This is a genomic window from Prodigiosinella aquatilis (assembly GCA_030388725.1).
GTDB classification, from domain to species: domain Bacteria; phylum Pseudomonadota; class Gammaproteobacteria; order Enterobacterales; family Enterobacteriaceae; genus Prodigiosinella; species Prodigiosinella aquatilis.
The window spans coordinates 1,860,454-1,878,360 of record CP128857.1; the positions used below are offsets into that span (position 1 = coordinate 1,860,454).

General features: G+C 51.6%; 18 protein-coding genes. 15 read left to right on the forward strand and 3 right to left on the reverse strand.

Features of this window, described 5'->3' with window-relative positions:
- Positions 1-9: 9 nt before the first annotated feature.
- Genes PCO85_08685 through PCO85_08695 form a run of 3 tightly spaced genes read right to left on the reverse strand, consistent with a single transcriptional unit; the run spans position 10 to position 1,871 of the window.
- Complete coding sequence (locus tag PCO85_08685; GenBank protein ID WJV55446.1) at positions 10-681, reverse strand: acyl-CoA dehydrogenase family protein; 672 nt, start codon at positions 679-681, stop codon at positions 10-12.
- On the reverse strand, positions 678-932 hold the full coding sequence (locus tag PCO85_08690) for an acyl carrier protein (protein ID WJV55447.1): 255 nt from the start codon (positions 930-932) through the stop codon (positions 678-680). The genes PCO85_08685 and PCO85_08690 overlap by 4 nt, the downstream gene beginning before the upstream one ends.
- Positions 933-944: 12 nt before the next feature.
- Positions 945-1,871, reverse strand: a complete 927-nt coding sequence (locus PCO85_08695) for a hypothetical protein (protein ID WJV55448.1) — start codon at positions 1,869-1,871, stop codon at positions 945-947.
- A 309-nt stretch (positions 1,872-2,180) separates the two neighbouring features.
- Between PCO85_08695 and PCO85_08700 the strand changes: the two genes are divergently transcribed.
- The 15 genes from PCO85_08700 (at position 2,181) to PCO85_08770 (ending at position 17,892) form a co-directional block, all read left to right on the forward strand.
- The gene (locus tag PCO85_08700; GenBank protein WJV55449.1) at positions 2,181-2,480 is read left to right on the forward strand and encodes a hypothetical protein; all 300 of its coding nucleotides are present in this window, start codon (positions 2,181-2,183) and stop codon (positions 2,478-2,480) included.
- Positions 2,467-3,774 carry a type III PLP-dependent enzyme gene (locus PCO85_08705; protein WJV55450.1) on the forward strand — a complete coding sequence of 436 codons (1,308 nt, stop codon included), beginning with the start codon at positions 2,467-2,469 and terminating at the stop codon, positions 3,772-3,774. The genes PCO85_08700 and PCO85_08705 overlap by 14 nt, the downstream gene beginning before the upstream one ends.
- Before the next feature lie 25 nt (positions 3,775-3,799).
- Positions 3,800-4,675 (forward strand): hypothetical protein, encoded by an 876-nt coding sequence (locus PCO85_08710; GenBank protein WJV55451.1) that lies wholly within the window; start codon positions 3,800-3,802, stop codon positions 4,673-4,675.
- Positions 4,662-5,618, forward strand: coding sequence for a 3-oxoacyl-[acyl-carrier-protein] synthase III C-terminal domain-containing protein (locus tag PCO85_08715; GenBank protein ID WJV55452.1), 957 nt, complete (start codon positions 4,662-4,664; stop codon positions 5,616-5,618). The genes PCO85_08710 and PCO85_08715 overlap by 14 nt, the downstream gene beginning before the upstream one ends.
- Positions 5,615-7,198 carry a class I adenylate-forming enzyme family protein gene (locus PCO85_08720; protein ID WJV55453.1) on the forward strand — a complete coding sequence of 528 codons (1,584 nt, stop codon included), beginning with the start codon at positions 5,615-5,617 and terminating at the stop codon, positions 7,196-7,198. The genes PCO85_08715 and PCO85_08720 overlap by 4 nt, the downstream gene beginning before the upstream one ends.
- Positions 7,191-7,451 (forward strand): phosphopantetheine-binding protein, encoded by a 261-nt coding sequence (locus PCO85_08725; GenBank protein ID WJV55454.1) that lies wholly within the window; start codon positions 7,191-7,193, stop codon positions 7,449-7,451. Before PCO85_08720 ends, PCO85_08725 begins: the two co-directional genes overlap by 8 nt.
- The gene (locus PCO85_08730; GenBank protein ID WJV55455.1) at positions 7,448-8,965 is read left to right on the forward strand and encodes an AMP-binding protein; all 1,518 of its coding nucleotides are present in this window, start codon (positions 7,448-7,450) and stop codon (positions 8,963-8,965) included. The genes PCO85_08725 and PCO85_08730 overlap by 4 nt, the downstream gene beginning before the upstream one ends.
- Positions 8,934-10,475, forward strand: a complete 1,542-nt coding sequence (locus tag PCO85_08735) for an AMP-binding protein (protein ID WJV55456.1) — start codon at positions 8,934-8,936, stop codon at positions 10,473-10,475. The genes PCO85_08730 and PCO85_08735 overlap by 32 nt, the downstream gene beginning before the upstream one ends.
- Positions 10,476-10,601: 126 nt before the next feature.
- Entirely contained in the window at positions 10,602-11,756 is a 1,155-nt protein-coding gene (locus PCO85_08740) for an acyl-CoA dehydrogenase family protein (GenBank protein ID WJV55457.1), read from the forward strand.
- Positions 11,749-12,438, forward strand: coding sequence for a hypothetical protein (locus PCO85_08745; protein WJV55458.1), 690 nt, complete (start codon positions 11,749-11,751; stop codon positions 12,436-12,438). The genes PCO85_08740 and PCO85_08745 overlap by 8 nt, the downstream gene beginning before the upstream one ends.
- A gap of 20 nt (positions 12,439-12,458) precedes the next feature.
- Positions 12,459-13,409 carry a 3-oxoacyl-[acyl-carrier-protein] synthase III C-terminal domain-containing protein gene (locus PCO85_08750; protein ID WJV55459.1) on the forward strand — a complete coding sequence of 317 codons (951 nt, stop codon included), beginning with the start codon at positions 12,459-12,461 and terminating at the stop codon, positions 13,407-13,409.
- A 209-nt stretch (positions 13,410-13,618) separates the two neighbouring features.
- The gene (locus PCO85_08755) at positions 13,619-14,740 is read left to right on the forward strand and encodes an acyl-CoA dehydrogenase family protein (protein WJV55460.1); all 1,122 of its coding nucleotides are present in this window, start codon (positions 13,619-13,621) and stop codon (positions 14,738-14,740) included.
- Entirely contained in the window at positions 14,737-15,597 is an 861-nt protein-coding gene (locus PCO85_08760; GenBank protein ID WJV55461.1) for a hypothetical protein, read from the forward strand. The genes PCO85_08755 and PCO85_08760 overlap by 4 nt, the downstream gene beginning before the upstream one ends.
- The gene (locus tag PCO85_08765) at positions 15,594-16,571 is read left to right on the forward strand and encodes a 3-oxoacyl-ACP synthase (protein ID WJV55462.1); all 978 of its coding nucleotides are present in this window, start codon (positions 15,594-15,596) and stop codon (positions 16,569-16,571) included. The genes PCO85_08760 and PCO85_08765 overlap by 4 nt, the downstream gene beginning before the upstream one ends.
- Positions 16,555-17,892, forward strand: a complete 1,338-nt coding sequence (locus PCO85_08770) for a cytochrome P450 (protein WJV55463.1) — start codon at positions 16,555-16,557, stop codon at positions 17,890-17,892. Before PCO85_08765 ends, PCO85_08770 begins: the two co-directional genes overlap by 17 nt.
- Positions 17,893-17,907: the final 15 nt, after the last annotated feature.

The following is a 17,907-nucleotide window of genomic DNA, read 5'->3' on the forward strand; positions in this document are numbered from 1 at the left end:
ACGGTTTCCTCACATCACGGGGGCCGGCTGATGCCAGATATCGTTGCCTGTTTTTCCCGAAGCGCTATAGAGCAGCATCGAAAAATGGCTCAGCGTATGACTGTTACCCAGCAGAAAACCATGCCCGCCCATGAGTTTTTCCGCTTTATTGGTGAGCTGTGTTATCGCATGGTGTTCCTGCTCAAGGCCGGTGAAATCTCCCTCTTCAAGACGCAAGATCAACTGAAATTTCAGTTGAGTGATGTCGGCGTATATTTCAGAGAAGCTGGCTTTGATCAACTGATGCCGGGTGGTTTTTTGTCCAAAACTTTGCCGTTGATTAAGGTGCGTATAGGACATGTCGAGGATTTTTGCCGCCAGCCCGAGTCGTAGCGCTGCCACTAACAGCGCTTGTTGTGGGGTGCCGGGTTGACTGGCAGAGACTTGTGCCACTGCCAGTCCCAGGTAATTCAGCAGCCGATCATCAGCCAATGTTGTCAACGCTGTGTCCGCCACCACCGAACCATCACCCTGTAACAGCGGCAACGGAGGCTGAAGGGAATACAACGCGACACCGTTACTGGCCAGATAACCCTGGTTTCCCGTTATCCATAAAGTAAGCTGACTTAATATTTCCGCCGGTTGCGCTGTGCGTCCACAGTGCAGCGCTTGCTCAACGTGTTTGGAGGAAAGCATCATCATTGTTGGGCTGCGCAAGTGTAGGATTCAATATACGCAACCAGTGTGCCGACAGTATTAAATGATTGTTGGCTGATCTGATCAGGATCAAACATCAATCCATCGATATTATCCTCCAGTGTCAACAAGAACTGGACAAAGCTGACGGAGTCGAGATCCAAATCCTCATCAAAGCGCGTGGTGTCAGTCAGCACAACAGGCTCACCATCTAACACTTCATCCAGAGCCAGTTTGATTGCGTCTAAAATTGCCATATTGTCATCTCACTAATTAAAGGTTGCGGTGTGTTTTAAAATATTCAGCGAGGAGAATGTAATTCCCATCCCTGCCGAAAATAATAGTGCTGAATTAAAATCGCGATGTTCCGTGATCATCTGTAAATTAAAAAATACATCTGAACAAAAGGTGTGGCCATATTTACCAATATGGGATAAATCAAGTCTATCCTCCCAATTCATATCCAAAGCGAGGCGGGATAGTAATGGCCGATTTAAGTTGTATGAAATCACTACGTCGGGAGGTTTATCCCTTATTGAATCAGAAGAAAGAAATGTCACTAATTGGTCATAAAAGACATTTCGCATTTCATTTCTTTCTTGCACGGTAGTGTTTTCTGGATTCTTATAATACTGGTTAATATGTGTCACTTTTGATTCGGTAATTTGCCATTTTCCTATTTTACTGCTGAGTAAACAGGCGGCAGACATTTCACCTAATAACCCCACTGGCATTTTATTAAAGTAAGACGAAAAACTTTTTTCGCCACTCAGAATAATTGCCAAGCCATCAAAATCCGTAGTGTGAAGTTGTCGAATCAAATGCACCGCGCTTAATGCGGAAGCGCAATGATTCAGGCTGAGTGTAAACGTCGTCCAGCGCGTCAAACCACATGTATTAGCCAGATTTTTCAGCCACTCATCATCGAAAAACGTATTGTGCGTCTGGGTCTTGGTAAAGATCAAATAGCCTTTTTTGTTACACAGTGACGGATGCCTGGACACTAATTCCGATAAGGTTTCAAGATGCATATCAAAATGACTCTTCTCGATCATCGACACGCTGTCCAGTTGGTAAATACGTTGATAAATCTTGATTTCTTTATCGGAAAGCTGATGACTTTCTGCCAGTTCCTGTAAGGGTCTGCAACGGTAGCTAGCGGGCTGGCTACACTGAATATCCTTTATGAAGAGCATAAGCCGCTGTCCAGATATTGGTTATTAACTAACGCTGGCGACATGATGGCAAGTCAACACGGGTCACTAATATTGCCGTAATATTACCGTGAACCTACGGACACAATGTCTTGATAGGAAGTAAATTATGCATTTTTTTTAGCGGGATTTGCCTGAAATTGCTGAGTGATACTTTTTCTATTTTTTAATCCATATTTACAATTCTAGTCAAAATTATGAAAAAACACCCTATTACTATGCAGAAATATGCCACAGCTTACTGATTTATTCTCGCGGACATTTGGCGAGTTTTTATTGGATGGAGAGATCATGTCACTCATCATAAATGAGATTGTATCAATAATAACAGTAGAGCTAGAAAAGTTGGGGTTAGATGACCACAGAATAAGTCTGGTGCTTTCCGGTCGTGAGCTTTATGGGTTTTCTGGCGTGCTTGACTCAGTGAAATTAGTTGAGCTGATTGCTGGATTAAATGAACGTATTGAAAAAATTATCGGTAGAGAATTTGATCTATTTGAAAAAATGGATGGTGAATTCCTGGGTAATTTCCTCAATATTAATTCTCTCAGTCACTACCTCGCAGAGAGTATTCAGCATGCACCGCTTTAATTACCAGACAGAATTCATCCATCAGAATGGTATTGAGAAACTGAATTTCGACACGCTGGTTCAGGTAACCGGGACACCATGTTATATATACAGTGCCAATCAAATACGACATGACCTAAAAACACTAACGGAAACATTGCCAGCAGAATTGCATTACTTTTACTCCTTAAAAGCCAATCCGAATGTGTCACTGATAAAAATTATCAGACAATATGACATCGGCTGTGAGGTCTGTTCCGCCGCCGAATTGGAAATGGCGCTGGCAGCGGGTGCTACTCCACAGCAAATCATCTTTGTCGGGCCAGCCAAATCGCCACAAGAGCTACGCCGTTGTGTGGCGTTAGGGATTAAAGCGGTAGTGGTGGAATCTCTGGCGGAACTTAGGCAGCTTAATGACATCGCTGCCGAAGCGAACTGTCAGCAAACCTTCATGTTGCGTATCAACCCGGATTTCAGCACCGAGAAAGCCCGGCTGGTGATGAGCGGCAAACCTCGGCAATTTGGTATTGATGAATCCCAGGCATTGGCTGAGCTATCGTGCCTGCATCACTACCCACATCTGAAAATGGTCGGGATTCATATTTACCTTGGCACGCGCATTCTGGATGCTGAGGCGATTGCCAGTAACACCCGCAACATTCTGGTACTGGCAGAGAAGATTCAGCAGCAACTGTCTTTCCCGCTGCAATTTGTTGATATCGGTGGTGGCCTGGGTGTGCCTTACTACGCCAAGGAACAGCCGCTCGATCTGGCTGCTCTCGGCTACAGTCTGGCGCCTCTCCTGGCTGCGTTTCGACAGCAGTTCCCACAGATGCAACTGATGATGGAACTGGGCCGTTACATGATTGCCCGAGCGGGAATTTTCGTTACACGAGTCCGTTATCTTAAAGATTCCAAAGGATCAACGTTTGCCATTTGTGACGGTGGTTCTAACTGCCACGGGGCTGCGGCGGGATTGGGGTCGGTCATTCGCAAAAACTTCCCGGTGCGGCGTTTGGCCGCCAGGCAGGAAGGTGCGATGCAAACCTATACTCTTTCCGGCCCACTGTGTACGCCGACCGATATTATCGCTGATACGGTCACACTACCCAGATTGGCGGTTGGTGACCTGATTGGTGTTTTCAATTCTGGTGCCTATGGACCAACGGCTTCCCCGGTTTATTTTCTCAGTTTTGGTTATCCGGCAGAAATTCTGGTTGATGGTGATCGGGCGACGCAGATCCGCAAACCGGATGGTGTGGCACATATGCTGAATCAGCAACAACCGGTCGATCTTGAGATTCCGCAACCCTGACGGTTTGCAACGACAGAGCGTAACTATGGATCTTTATCTGGATAGCGCCCACATCCATTGCCTGACTTTTACTGATCAGGAGACGTTTTCCTTACCGGCAACTGATCGCGTGGAGGTGGTTGACGCGTGGCTACAGGCGTTTTATCAGGCTAACGACCGACCGTGGCACGCTACCAGTAGCCGTGCGCAGGCATGGATTGAGGGTGAGTCACGTGTCACGTTTACCGACATCGCCGGAGCGCTGATCTCACGCCTGCAACCGGAAGTGGAACTGAGCGATCTGGATGTGGTGATACTGGCCCACTGGACGCCTGACGCGTTAATGGGATGTTCTGTCACCAATTTTATCCTGCATCAATGTCATGCCAGCCAGGCGTTCGCGTTCGCGGTAAGCGACTGTGGGCTGGCGGCCCCGTTTACCGCGCTGGAGTTAATCGATCGCTATCTTCCCGCCACGCAGGGTAAAGCACTGCTGCTGATCGTTGATCAACATCTGTTGATGCATGAGTCACCCACGCTGGATCGTCTGGCGGGTAGGGACTGTGGCGCAGCGTTGTTATTTCAACGTCAGCCAGGCCGCTGTCGGTTGAAAGCCCGCTGGCAGCAGTGTGGGGATGATGAAAACACCCCAGCGTATTTTGCGGCACAGCTAAGACAGCACGCTATCAAGCCGGAAAGCACACTGTTGATCACTGCTGAGCCGCAGCGCCACTCAGCGATGGCATTCACCGCCATGCTCACCCCGCAGCCGGCGTTACTGTGCGCCGCGCCTTTCTTTGAACTGGCCAGTGTACTTCAGGCGGAAAAGCCAGCGGCAGAGACCCTATTGCTGACCTGTCATCGGCATAATAATTGCCATGTGCTGGCATTCTCACTGGAGGACGTCGATGAACATCATTGATATTGCGACACTGATTAACCCGCAATTGACGGTGTTATCGACGCTGCAACAGCACTATCAGTGGGGAGAGCGAAACCAGAAGATTTTCAGCCGCTTTCATAAGCTGGAATCTGCCTGCCTGTTTCCCGATCTGGCATTATCCCGGATGTTGAGTGAATGCCTGGCTCGATTACTGGCCCGTCACCCGGAAAAACGACAGCAGATTACCCATGTTGCCTATGCGCATTCACTGCACAGCACGTATCCTTTCGATGCCGACGTGCTCCGTACCGTCGTGGCCGAACATTTGCCTGCCAGCGTGGAGGTATTATCGGTAACGCAAAACTCCTGTGCCTCCTCGTTCGCCGGGCTGGCGCTGTTACAGCGAATATTGCCCGCAGCTGATGCGTCGGCAGGTTTCGCTGTACTGTTAACCGGTGACAAGTGTTTCCATCAAACGGTGCAGTATGTTGATCAGAACGGCGTGTTTGGTGAAGGGTGCAGTGCCGTGCTGGTAACCCGCGCCGCTGATGCGGGCGGCAGTGTCATTGAAGGCATGGGGTGGGCGATGATTGGCGGACTCGGTAGTCGCACGGTAATCACCGATCGCCAGGTTGAGAACCGTTATGACCATGATTTTATGCCCACCATGATGTCCGCCATCGAGCGGGCAATGGCGGCGGCCCGTATCAGCGCACCGATGATTGAAACCGTGCTGCCATATCATATGAGCCCGTCTACTTTCGATCGCATTGCCGACCGACTTGGCCTGGACCGAAACTGCGTGATGCGCGACAACCTCTACCGGCTTGGTCACTGCTTCTGTGGCGATGCCTTTATCAATTTACATGATGTGATGCACAACCCTGCCGCTGTTAAGCCACAAGGCCGGATGCTGGCTGTCGCCGCCGGAGTGGCCGGTACGTTCAGCGCTATGGTATTGCGTCGACAGGAGGCAGCATGATGCAAATGAATTATCAGGTACTCAGTCAATATCTTGATGTCAGCGCGGAAAGGCGATCGGAGAGTATCGCTGTCATCGGTAACAATAGCGCAATCAGCTACACGCAACTGCGGAACGACGCGTTAAAGATCGGGACCTGGTTGGTTGAGCAGAATGTCCAGCGTGGGGATCGAGTGATGGTCTGGATGGCAAACAGCCCGGAATTGATCCGCTGTTTCTGGGCGATTCAATATATCGGTGCCGTTTATGTGCCGATACATCCTGATACCCGGGCGGAAAAGCTGGCGTGGATCAGTGATGATTGCGCCGCCAGCCTGATTATTACTGATGCGGCGCTGGAGAGTGAACTTGCGTTGGCCAGTGAACAGATGCGCAGGCTGCCAACTCTATTGCTCAACGGCCCGAGTGAACGTTCGTGCTCACAGCTAGCCACTATTCTGGCCTCAAATTGTGCAGCAGCATTGCCGGGAGAGAGATTGAGCCAGGATCTGGCGGCAATTATTTACACTTCCGGATCAACCGGAAAACCCAAAGGCGTCATGTTGACACAACTGAATATGATTGCCGCATCGCAGTCGGTCGCCAGTTATTTGCAATTGGTGGAAACGGACAGAATTTTTTGCGCCATCCCGTTAAGTTTCGACTATGGCTTGCATCAGGTGATTATGTCGGCACTGATCGGCGCCACGCTGATTATTGAAACGTCGTTTGCGCAGCCGCTGTTTGTGCTGCATCGCCTGGTGAAGCAGCAGGCGACGGTACTTCCTTTGGTGCCGACCATGCTGAGCCTGATCGTACCCTTGGCCAGGCGTTTTGATTTCTCCTCGCTACGCCTGATTACCAATACCGCCGCGGCGTTAAATCCCGCTGACATCGATAAAATTGGCGAAATATTCAGTCAGGCTCAACTGTTCTCGATGTACGGACTAACCGAGTGTCATCGCTGTACGTATCTTGAGCCCGCCATGTTGGAAACCCGTAAGCAAAGCGTCGGGAAGGCCATTCCCAATACTGAAATGTGGGTGGTTGACCCACAGGGACGCGCACATCGACGCAACGCCACCGGCGAGCTGGTGATCCGTGGCGCGACGGTGATGCTCGGCTATTGGAATAATCCGGAGAAAACCGACGAAAAATTAAAGCCCGGGCCACTTTCCGGTGAGCGGGTACTGTATACCGGCGATATCTGCCGTCTGGATGAAGAGGGCTATCTTTATTTCGTCAGCCGGATGGATGATGTACTCAATGTCTGTGGCGAGAAAGTCGCTCCGCGTGAGGTAGAGTCGGTGCTGGCTGGCTTCTATAACGTCAGCCAGGTCGCGGTGATAGGTTTGCCCCATCCGGTTTACGGCGATGAAATTGTGGCGTGGATAGAAATAGCATCAGCCGCGACGACCCACCACCAGCAAATTAAAGAGTGGTGCAAAACACGCATGGAAACCTATATGGTTCCGCACCGTTTTTATTTCACCCAACATCTTCCTAAAAACAGCAACAGTAAAATCGATCGGCTGGCGCTAAAAGCCTTAAGCCTCGACCCACCGGATTCAACCATATCGTCAGGAGTGAAGAATGGATAGCTACGAACGCTTGGTTATTGACGCCATTGCCCAAGTGATGGATATCGACGATACCGCAGAACTGCACAGTGGTATCCAGATTGAGCGCGATCTGGGGTTCGACAGCGGTTTGTATATTGAATTGATCATGTATCTGGAAGATGCGATTGACGGGTTGCATCTTGATCCGGCATCGCTGGATATCAAACATTTTGAAACCGTTGGCTCGATTGCCCGTTATATCAATGGATTAATGATTACCGAGGCCTCATGAGTATCGTGCAGGGACAACCCGTATTGTGGGCGATATTCCAGCGTTTCCGGCACTGTCAGACCGCCGCTTATCATCATGTTGATGGCGATCTGCGTTATGACGAACTCTATTTTTTCGCCAATGACTTGAGCCGACAGTTGATTGCGCAGGGCGATGGCGCGGTGATGATCTACGGGCACAAAGATAAACGTTATCTTATTGCTGTCTGGGCCTGTATTCTCGCCGGCAGGGCATTCGTACCAGCGGAAACCGACAATTCTGCCGACAGGTTGACGCAGGTGGTGGCAGGGGCTGGTGTGCAACTGGTACTGAATGCCACCGCTGATGCAGCTCATCTGACGCTAAGTGATGTCCCCTGGTGGCCGGTTGAGCTGGTCGCCCGTCGTCAGGTGGAGCCAGTGCTGGCACTACGTCAGGTGCCGCCGTCAGCCACCATGTATATTATGTTTTCTTCCGGCACCACTGGTTTGCCGAAAGGCATTGCGGTCAGTTATGACAATGTGAGTGACTTTGTCAGTTGGCTGGCGGAGGCGTTTGTACTGAATGGCGCCGTGAGTGGCAATATTCGTTACTGTTTTGATGTCTCTCTGTTCGAACTGTGGCTGGCCTGGCTTAATCTGCAACCCCTTTCTGCACTGGATCACCGGGAATTCATTAATACCCGTAAATACATTAGTCGTCATGCCGCTTACCGCACGGTGACCTGGGTGTCCACCCCCACCATCACGCGTTACTACCTGAATGACAAAATGTTCTCCGCCGTATCCCTGCCACATCTGACACACTTCATTTTTTGTGGGGAAGTGTTGTCGAAAGCCTTGGTCAGTGAGCTGTGGCAACGTTTTCCCGGATGCCGAATCACCAATACCTATGGTCCGACGGAATGCACCGTGGCGGTAACCCACGTTGATATTCAGCCTGAGCATCTGGCGGACGCATTACCGTTACCGCTCGGCAACGTGCGTCCGGGAACGGCCATCGAGATTGCGCCCGCCGCGGCGGAACGGGGCGAAATGATCATCAAAGGACGTTCGGTTGGTGTTGGTTATCTCAACGCCACGCCACAGCAACAGGCGCGTTACTTTACTGATGCGGTGGGAGTCCGGGGGTATCACACCGGTGATCTGGGGTCGGTATGTCAGCATCGGTTTTATTTCTGGGGACGTACTGATCGGGAAATAAAACTACAGGGTTACCGCATCGAACTTAATGAAATTGAAGGGTACTTACGTAGTCTGGCCCAGGTACGCGAAGCCTTTATCGAACCCTGGTACCGCCGGGACACCTTACAGGGGATCAGCGCTTTTGTACTGAGTGATGATCCACTTGATTTTGCCGCGATGGGGCAGGCGATGTGCCGTCATTTCCCGCCCTATATGATCCCCAAACGCTGGTATGCCATTACCCATCAGTCCCTTAACCTTAACAGTAAACTCGACCGCAAGGCGGTAAGCGAGTCGGCCACCCGTGAAGGAAAATATTATGTTTTCGTCAATGATGCAGGCGATCGTTAGTCATCTTGAACAGTCGGGTGACACCATCGCTATCATCTCGCCGGATGGACAGTTCAGTTGCCGGCAGGTTGCCGGGCGCGTACAGGCTATCGTTGATGTTTTACAGCAGCTAAAGCCGACACGGGTGTTGGTCTTTGGTCATAAAGAACTGGATACCCTCTCGGCATTGCTTGCCTGTGCTTACTGCGGTATCGCGTTTACTGTGGTGGATTCCGCCAATCCGCTGTCCAGAGTGGTGAAAATGGCCGAGATTTATCAAACCGACCTGATCCTGGATGGGCGTGTGGCTTCGCAGCCCGTCTGCGATGACGCGATCACTCACTACCCGATAGTGGCGCTGGCGTCATTGCCCGACAGTGATTGTCAACTGACAGCGTGGCAGACGCCCGCGGATAATCCGATTTTTTATGTGCTGTCAACGTCCGGCAGCACTGGGCTGCCGAAAGGCGTCAAGATTGGCTATGCGCAATTTGGCGCTTTTTACGCCTGGTATCGTGAGATCATGCTGGTTGAAGCCTCCAACGGAGCACATCTCAATCATGCGCGTCTCTCCTTTGATATGGGTCTGCTCGATCTGTTTACCAGCCTCGCGCTGGCGAAACCGTTGATTATGTTATGTCATGCGCATAATGCGATGCCACGCCAGAACCTTAATCTGATGAGATGCCAGCCAGCGGTGGCGGTAACCAGCTGGTTTTCAACGCCAAGTTTTCTGGAGATCATGTGTCTGGACCCCCAGTTCAACCAGCAGGTTTTAGTGCATTTACAGTTGGTGATCGTCGGGGGCGAGTTTGTCTCGCCACAACTGATTGACAAAATTCATCAGCGCTTTCCACAGGTGCGGGTGATGCACGGTTATGGGCCGACGGAAACCGCCTGCCTCACACATCTTCAGCCTATCGAACGGTTGTCTGACGGCGAACACAGACTGTTGCCACTAGGCAAACCCCGTGGCAATAACGTGATTGGCATCGAAAATGATCGTGGTGAGCAGCTTCCCATTGGGGAGGTCGGGGAAGTGGTAATTTACGGTGAACAGGTCGGCTTGGGATATTTGCCCGAATCGCATCCGAAAAATGTCGCTTTCGGTGGTCATGACGATAGGCGTTTCTACCGCACCGGCGACTACGGTTTCGTCAATGAACATGGCGAACTGTGGTTAAAAGGCCGGATAGACCGCCAGGTCAAATGGCATGGTAACCGAGTGGAACTGGCGGAAATTGAAGCGGTAGCCTGCCGCTATCCGCTGGTAAGCCAGGCGGCCGCTGTACCGGTTTATCAGCACAATAAACTGGCTGACGTGATTATGTTCCTGCAACTACATCATGATACGCCCGAACAGCGGCAGGGTTTTGTCCGTCATATTAGTGAACAACTGCCCAAATATATGGTGCCGACGTCCCTCCATTATCTGCAACAGTTACCGCTGAGTCTGAATGGCAAAATTGATCATCAGGCGTTACTGCAATACTGGCAGCAAAACTATCAACGTCAGGATAGCCCGTCGTAGATGAAAGACACTGGCGTCATGCAAGCAGGGGTAAATCAGTGATGTGGTTGACAGTAATAATCAGCCTGACCGAATTCATTAGCAGATGATACTACAGATATCTTGCTGTTTTTAATGGGAGAAACCATGAAGTTGAGCGTGCCGCAAATGGCGTTAAGAGAGTTGGCATTATCTTCGCTGGCATCAGGGCGTGCTATTGGTCAACTGATTGAGCAGGATCCGGATAATTATCTGGCAACCGTGAATTATGCTTTGGCACCACAAATTAACCGACTGGGACTGCCGGAGAAATATAACCCCACTCCATTGGTGTTGAGTAACGGTGACGTTATTTATGAATTAACGGTTTCACAGCGCTGTTTATTTTACGAAGCGCTGGGGTATGTCGAACCCAATCTTATTTTTTCCTGTCCGAATCCGGGCATGTCGGGTTTCGTTTTACAAACTATTGGTAGTGCTGAAGAGCAGGAGCGTTTTTTTTCCCATTTTCGTCAGCGACTCTGCTGGAGCTGTTTCGCCATGAGTGAGCCTATGCACGGCACCGATGCTGGCGAGATGACGACCCGGGCTATTAAGGTGGATGGCGGATGGTTGATCCGTGGGGAAAAATATTTTATCGGCAATGGGATAAACGCGGATATCGGTGTGGTATTTGCCCGCAGCAATGACGGGCCTTTGGGGATTAACCTTTTTCTGTTTGAACCCCGCAAAGTCTCTGGTTTTTCCGCCACCCGACTTCCGATCCTTGGTGTGCCGGGAAGTAATATCTCACATCTGGTATTTGATGATATGTGGCTGGATGATGATGCCCTGATCGGCCGACATCTGCGCCCGGTTCAGCGTTTCTCCGCCGCGGCCATGAATACGTTTGACAGTCTGCGTCCCTGCGTCGGTTCGCTATCACTGGGCGTGGCCCGTGCCATCGTGGATCATGTTCAACAAGCCGGACTGCTTACGCTGTCTCGCCACCGGGAATGGTTACAGCAGTCGCAGCGGCGACTGGCGGCGGCATTAGGGCAGTTAATCCACTGCACGGAACGGGTGGATCGTGGCGAAACCATCAGCCGACAAATTGGTCTGGCAAAAGCGATGGCTACCAGTACGGCAGAATCGGTAGCGGAACAGGCAGTTCACCGTTGTGAGGCGGGCGCTGTTCTCTTCGACCCGCAGTTGAGAAAACTGATGCGTGATATTAAAGGCTTTGAGTACACAGAGGGGACGCGGAATATCCATTTCTTCAATGCCTGCGGGGTGTTCCGGGAGAATAAAATCAATGGGTAAATGTGATGAGCTATGGATCGGGGCGGCAGGAACACTACCCGTATCTTCGGTGTGGCGTAATGCTGAAGAGGATGATATCGCGTTGTTACATTGTTGGTTCTCGCTAAACCCCCAGCCGGACCCCGGCCAGCTGCGCATCGCCTCCTACTCTGCCGGTGGCGAATGGCCGGAAGCCAAACACCATCAGAGCGTAACCACATTTTGTCGACAACTGACCACTCGTGGCGCGCTGTCACTGATTTATCTGCATCGCTTGCCTTCACCGGATTGCAAAACACCGTTATTGCCTGAACTTCTCTATAACGCGGGCCATTTCAATGAAGTGCTGGGGCTGAAGATGGATGACAGCGGATTGACATGGAGCCATTTACAATTAGCTGGCGCGATGGTCACGGCCGAGCAGGATTGTTTGCTGATTGTTGATGCACTGTCCCGTTTTTCCTTATCTTCTGACACTTGCGCCAATCGGGTTGATTATCTGTTGTTTAGTCATCCGGGCAAAACCCTGACTACCGGCGGGTGGCGCTGGACACGACAGCCATCTGCCGATCATTCAGACTCGGCGACGCTTGCCGAGTGGCTGACCGATAAACCGCAGGCTGCGGCGTTGACATTGCGTTTACCCGGTGAGCACGGGCAGCAAGACAGTATCCTCAGTCAGCATTATGTCGCGGCAGCATAACGCGATCGGGAGCGCGGTAAATGTTGCTTAATATTGTGGATATCGAGGTTGCCTTCGCCCCTAAAATTCAGACTATCGCACAGGCTGTTGAGCAATTGGGCTTGTCGAAAATTGATGGCAAAATGTTCGAACGCTTTTATGGCCTAAAGCAGTTTCCTCATGATGATGACCAACCGCTGGCCGCACTGATGGCGCCAGTACTGTCGGGTATCGCCGATCGTCATCCTGATCTGGTCGGTCGGCTGAAGCTGTGCGTCCATTGCCATACTATCCCCACGATCTCCCCGTTTAATGATTCGCCACTGGCTGGGCTGGTAAACCATTTTTTTGGTCCAACCACAGAGTGCGCCAGTTATACCATGAGTCACTGCGCTACCGGATTGGTAGCACTGGAACAAACGGCGACCATGCTGGAAGAGGGCGAAAGCGCGATTGTGTTGATTGCAGAGAAAGCCTTCCATCAGTGGGTACAGCTGATCCCTGCGACTACGATTATGGGCGAAGCCGCCTGCGCCGTTTTGATCACTCGTACCGGCAGGCAGCTTAATGTGTTACAGACCACTACCACGCGCGACGGGCGTTTCAGCATCAATAGTGGTCATCGTCAGGAACATGATCCGACACTTTTCCAGCAATGCTATTTTGATTTCGTCCAGCACCATATTACGACCAGCCTGACGAAAAGTGGGATGGATATGTCGGAGATAAAATATCTGGTTCCCCATAACGTTAACCGCTCTTCGTGGAAAGAGATCGGCAAGAATATGATGTTTCCTGCCGATCTGGTCTTCCTCGATAATGTTTCCCGCTATGGGCACTGTTTCGGGGCCGATCCCTTCATCAATTTAATGCGGCTGATCGTCGAAGGTCGCTTGGCTGAAGGTGACAAGGTGATGCTCATCAGCGTCGGGCTGGGCGCAACCGCGTCATCAGCCGTGATCGAATGCCATTTGCAGCACTGGAAACCGTGATCATGCCAGTAAAACGCGTCAATTAACAAACGGATAGTGGTGAGGAAACCCGCATCGGCGAATCGCCGTCAGCTGATAGCAGGTGCTTGATTATTCTCAACAGAGTGCAATTTCAATCAATTGTCAAAAACCATCGGTATTACGCTTATTGTCAGATAATTAATCTGGCAGGGTTGCCTGCTACCGGTTAACAGACCGAGGTGAATGACGTGAAGGTCGAGCATAAATGGGAATTACATCGTCTGGACGCCAGCCTGAGTGAATTCACGGCAGCAGGGCTATTACTTGAAACCGATCCTGATACGGCACGACTGCGACTTCAGGATGAAATCTTGCTGGCCATATCCCATATCGGCTTGCCGGAAAAGTACAACCCGTGGCACAGATATCTGCACGAGTTACCGATTGATAGTGATAATTTCGTCGATTATTTAGTCTTGGTGGAGTATCTCTCGCGCTTTGACGCCAGTAGCATGATGGCGATGCCGGGCACTTCACTGGCTTGCCGGGCGGTGTTGACACTCGGTAACGAGCAACAGCAGGCGCTGTTTTTTAGCCGGTATTTACAGTGTCCCACCTGGACATTTTTTGCCGTCAGTGAGCCGGAGGTTGGCTCAGATGCGTCAGCCATTCGCACCCAGCTAACACCGCATGGTGACCGTTATCTGTTGAACGGCGAAAAAATGTTCATCGGCGGCGCCCAACTGGCCAGTATTGGTTTGGTTTTCGCCAGCCAGGGTCAGGGCCGTACCCAGCTAGTGATGGTGGAGCCACACGCCGCACCACAGGCGTTTAACGTTGATGCGCTGGAAGCCTATGGGCTGGCCGGTGCCGGGTTGACGCGTATCACCATCACTGATTTCCCGGTTGCTCAAGAGCAGATTCTCGGCCGGGAGTTGTCTGGTTTACATCAGGGAATCAACGCGTTGGGCACGGTGTTTGAAAAGCATCGCCCCTTGGTAGCCGCGATGGCGCTGGGAACGGCGCGTGGCCTGTTGGATGCCCTTGACGCTGAAGGCATTGATGATCTGGCGTCATACTGGCGGTGCTATCGGGCGCTTTATTATCGATTGCTGGCGTTAGGGGACGAGTATCAGCAGGGACGGTCCAAAGTATGGTTGACCAGTCAGTTGAAGATGCAAGCCACCGCTTTTGTAGAGCAGGTCGCCATGCTGTTACCGCAGCGTTTGCCCGCTGTACGCTGGCTGAATATGCCAGCGCTACAGAAACGCTATCGTGATGCCTTCGCATTCGAATACATGGAAGGGACATCCCATATTCATCGTTTAAACGCTTTTCGCGCTTACGTTTCGAGCCGAGGAGTGCGATGAATATTTGTCTGAGCCCGCAGCATATTATCTGGGATACCTTTGGTCAGTTGGAAACCTTTAACCCGGCATGGGTTGATAACATCCCCCACTGGGAGAGTTATATCGCGGCCTTTTTTAAAGCCAATGGCCTGTCGTGGGACGCGGCGCAGAGCAATGTCACGTCGTGTATTCATGCGCCGGATAAAGCCTCCTTTATCAGCATGTTCAACCAACTTCTGCCAACGCTGCGCCAGCGCATTGACACAGAGGATATCGATGTCGTTCTGATGGCGCACTGGACACCGGATCTGCACCTGGGAACGTCGGTGGTCAACCATGTTATTTACAGCTTGAATCTGTCTGAGCAGAGCTTTGGTCTGGCCATCAGCGATCGGGGATTATCGGCGTCACTTTTCGCGTTTGACTGTCTTAACCGTTATGTCTGTAACAACCATCGTCGGGCGCTACTGCTAATTGCCGATCAAAAACATTTACTGTATCGCTCAACGCTTATGGCGCAACTGCAACCGGCGAATAGTGCCTGCATCCTGGCAATCAATCGTGAACAGCAAGGGTGGTGTTACCAGGGTTATCAGCGGCGGGTCGAGATCAGTGCTGACCAGCTTGCATCATGTTGTGACGAGATGCTGGCGCATTTTTCCCTGTCACCGAGTGATTGTCGCATCGTTGCCTCGTCTGCGGTACTGAGCCATCTGCCGTCGACCGCCTACCGGATCGCATCTGACGACCGCCTATTGTGTAGCGCGCCCTTTGCCGCTCTTCAGCAGGGGGATCCCACGCAGGATTATCTGTTGCTTACCTGGGAAAATGCGGTACTGACAGCGATCGGTCTGCGTGGCCAACTGGTGATGGCATGAGAATTGCCGCGTTCGCCAGTGATATCCCCGAGCATCGCCTTGATGCCATGGAGATTATTCAGTCGGCCGGAGGCAAACGCAGCGAAGCGAGAGTCTTCTGTAAGCTGTTTGGCATTGAAAGCGTGGCAGCGCTAGGTGCCGAACAGAGCCTGACGGATTGCTTTTTGGCACTGACCGACCGCGTTGCCGGGCAACTGGATGCGGAAGTGGCGATTGACACGTTGATTTATGTGCATGCGTTGCCAATCCAACCTGGTGGTGAGGAGTCTATAACCGTGCAACTCTGCCGTCGTCACGCGGCACTGCATCAGGTACAACGCCGCTATGAGATCAATCAGCACAACTGTGGCGGCGGATTCTGGGGGTTGATGCTGGCCTATCGTCTATTGCAGCAGGGTATTGCTAAACGGGTATTGTTAGTGCTAGGGGACAGTCTGTCCGGTTTCGATCCCATAGAACGCTATATTCCCGGTTGCACGCTGCTGGGCGATGGCTTTGCCGCCCTGGTCGTGGATAACCACCACACTGGTGTACAGCTTGACCGGCCCTACCTGCATCATCGCCCTGAATTTTACCCCGGTTTGTTTGGTGACGTGGATAAAAACCGGGGATTCTATGAAGCACATTACGCCATGATTGATACCGCCCTAAGTGCTATCGGCTTTTCGGTGCAAACCCATGGGGCGCTGCTGCCACATAATATCAACCGACTGACCTGGATGAACTATGAGCGGATTAATCCGGCACTGAAAGAGAAAATTGATCTGGGCCTGCTGCCGGATGTTGGTCATTGCTGCGCGAGTGATCCTTTTTTAATGCTGGACTCCTGGCTGCAACAACCCGATCGCCAGCGGCAACCCATCACGCTGTTATCGATTGGCGCAGGCGCTTTTATCGGCGCCTGTAATGTGTATTTCCCACCACAATCCACTGTTTCATGGGAAGAGGGAGGCAGACATGACGTTGCCCTATGATGCGTTACCGGCCCATCAGGTTGCCCTACAGCGGTTACAGACCATTGGGATTTTAAGAATCATCGAAGAGGCGGTACAGCAGCATGGACCGCTGGTGCGGCTACAGTTTGCCGGGAGTGAAGACCTGGTTATTCTCGGCGCTGCCGAACATGTCAGGTTTTGGCAAAATCACTACGACAGTTTTGCGAAAGAGATATCGACATTACCGTCTTCCTCCGCTGTGGGCAGGATACTGCTGGGCGACGCGTTAACGTTTGCTGCCGATGGTGATGAATGGCGCAAAGGTCGCCGGTTGACCATGCCATTGGTCAGCCCCAGACTCGACACTATCCAGTTGGCCCTCACTGATAGCGCAGAGTGGCTGGTGGCGCGATTTCAGTCCGGGGCGGTGAACTCCCTGCGTGATGTCTGCGGGGAATGGGCCGTCCGGGCGGTAATGCCCCCGTTTATGGGGCAGGTTTTTTCACTACAGGAAAGCAAGCTATTCGCCGCTGAAATACATAAGGCGTTTTTCGATCTGATTCAGAAAGCGACGACCAGCAATCGGGAAACACTGTTACAGTCTCCAGAATTGCTGAATATCCGCCAAAAAATGAATGACATGGTGGATCGTGCCATTGCTAATATTCATAACGAACCGGATACCATGCTGGCGGCGTTATATCGCGCAATGGAGATTGACCAGCATCCCAGTCAGAAATCGTCATTGGTCAATCTGGTGATAGGTAACCTATCGGGTAGCATTGATAATCCGGCTACCAGCCTGCAATGGTGTCTTATCCATCTGGCGCAGCACCCTGAGGTGCAGGCACGAATCCGTCAGGAAGCGGCAGGACTGGACTACCGGAACTGGTCGATACAAAAATGTCCTGTCACGCTGGCGGCAGTGCGGGAGTGTTTGCGCCTTACACCCGTCTCTTCTTTGATTGAGCGCACCATTCGGCAGAGTGTGGAAATTGAGGGGTACCTGTTGCCGCCAGGGGTGAACGTGATGTTCTCACCGTGGCTGGTTCATCGTAATGCGCAACTCTGGCCGGAGCCGCTGCGCTTCGATATTGAACGCTTTCTGCATGATACGGTACCCACTCACCACTTTTTCCCGTTTGGAACAGGGAAACGTAATTGCGTCGGTATGACCTTATCCCTGAATCAACTGACGATAACGCTATCCCGACTGGCGCTGAGTTGTCGCTGGCAAGTGGCTGCGTCAACCCGGGCGCTCGATCTACGGCCCCAATTCGACCTTAATCTGGCACCCCGTGGCGATGTCGCTTTGACCGCGTCTCCCCTGGAAAGGGTACCGGTACTGCTCAACCCCTGAAAGAGAACTGTTACT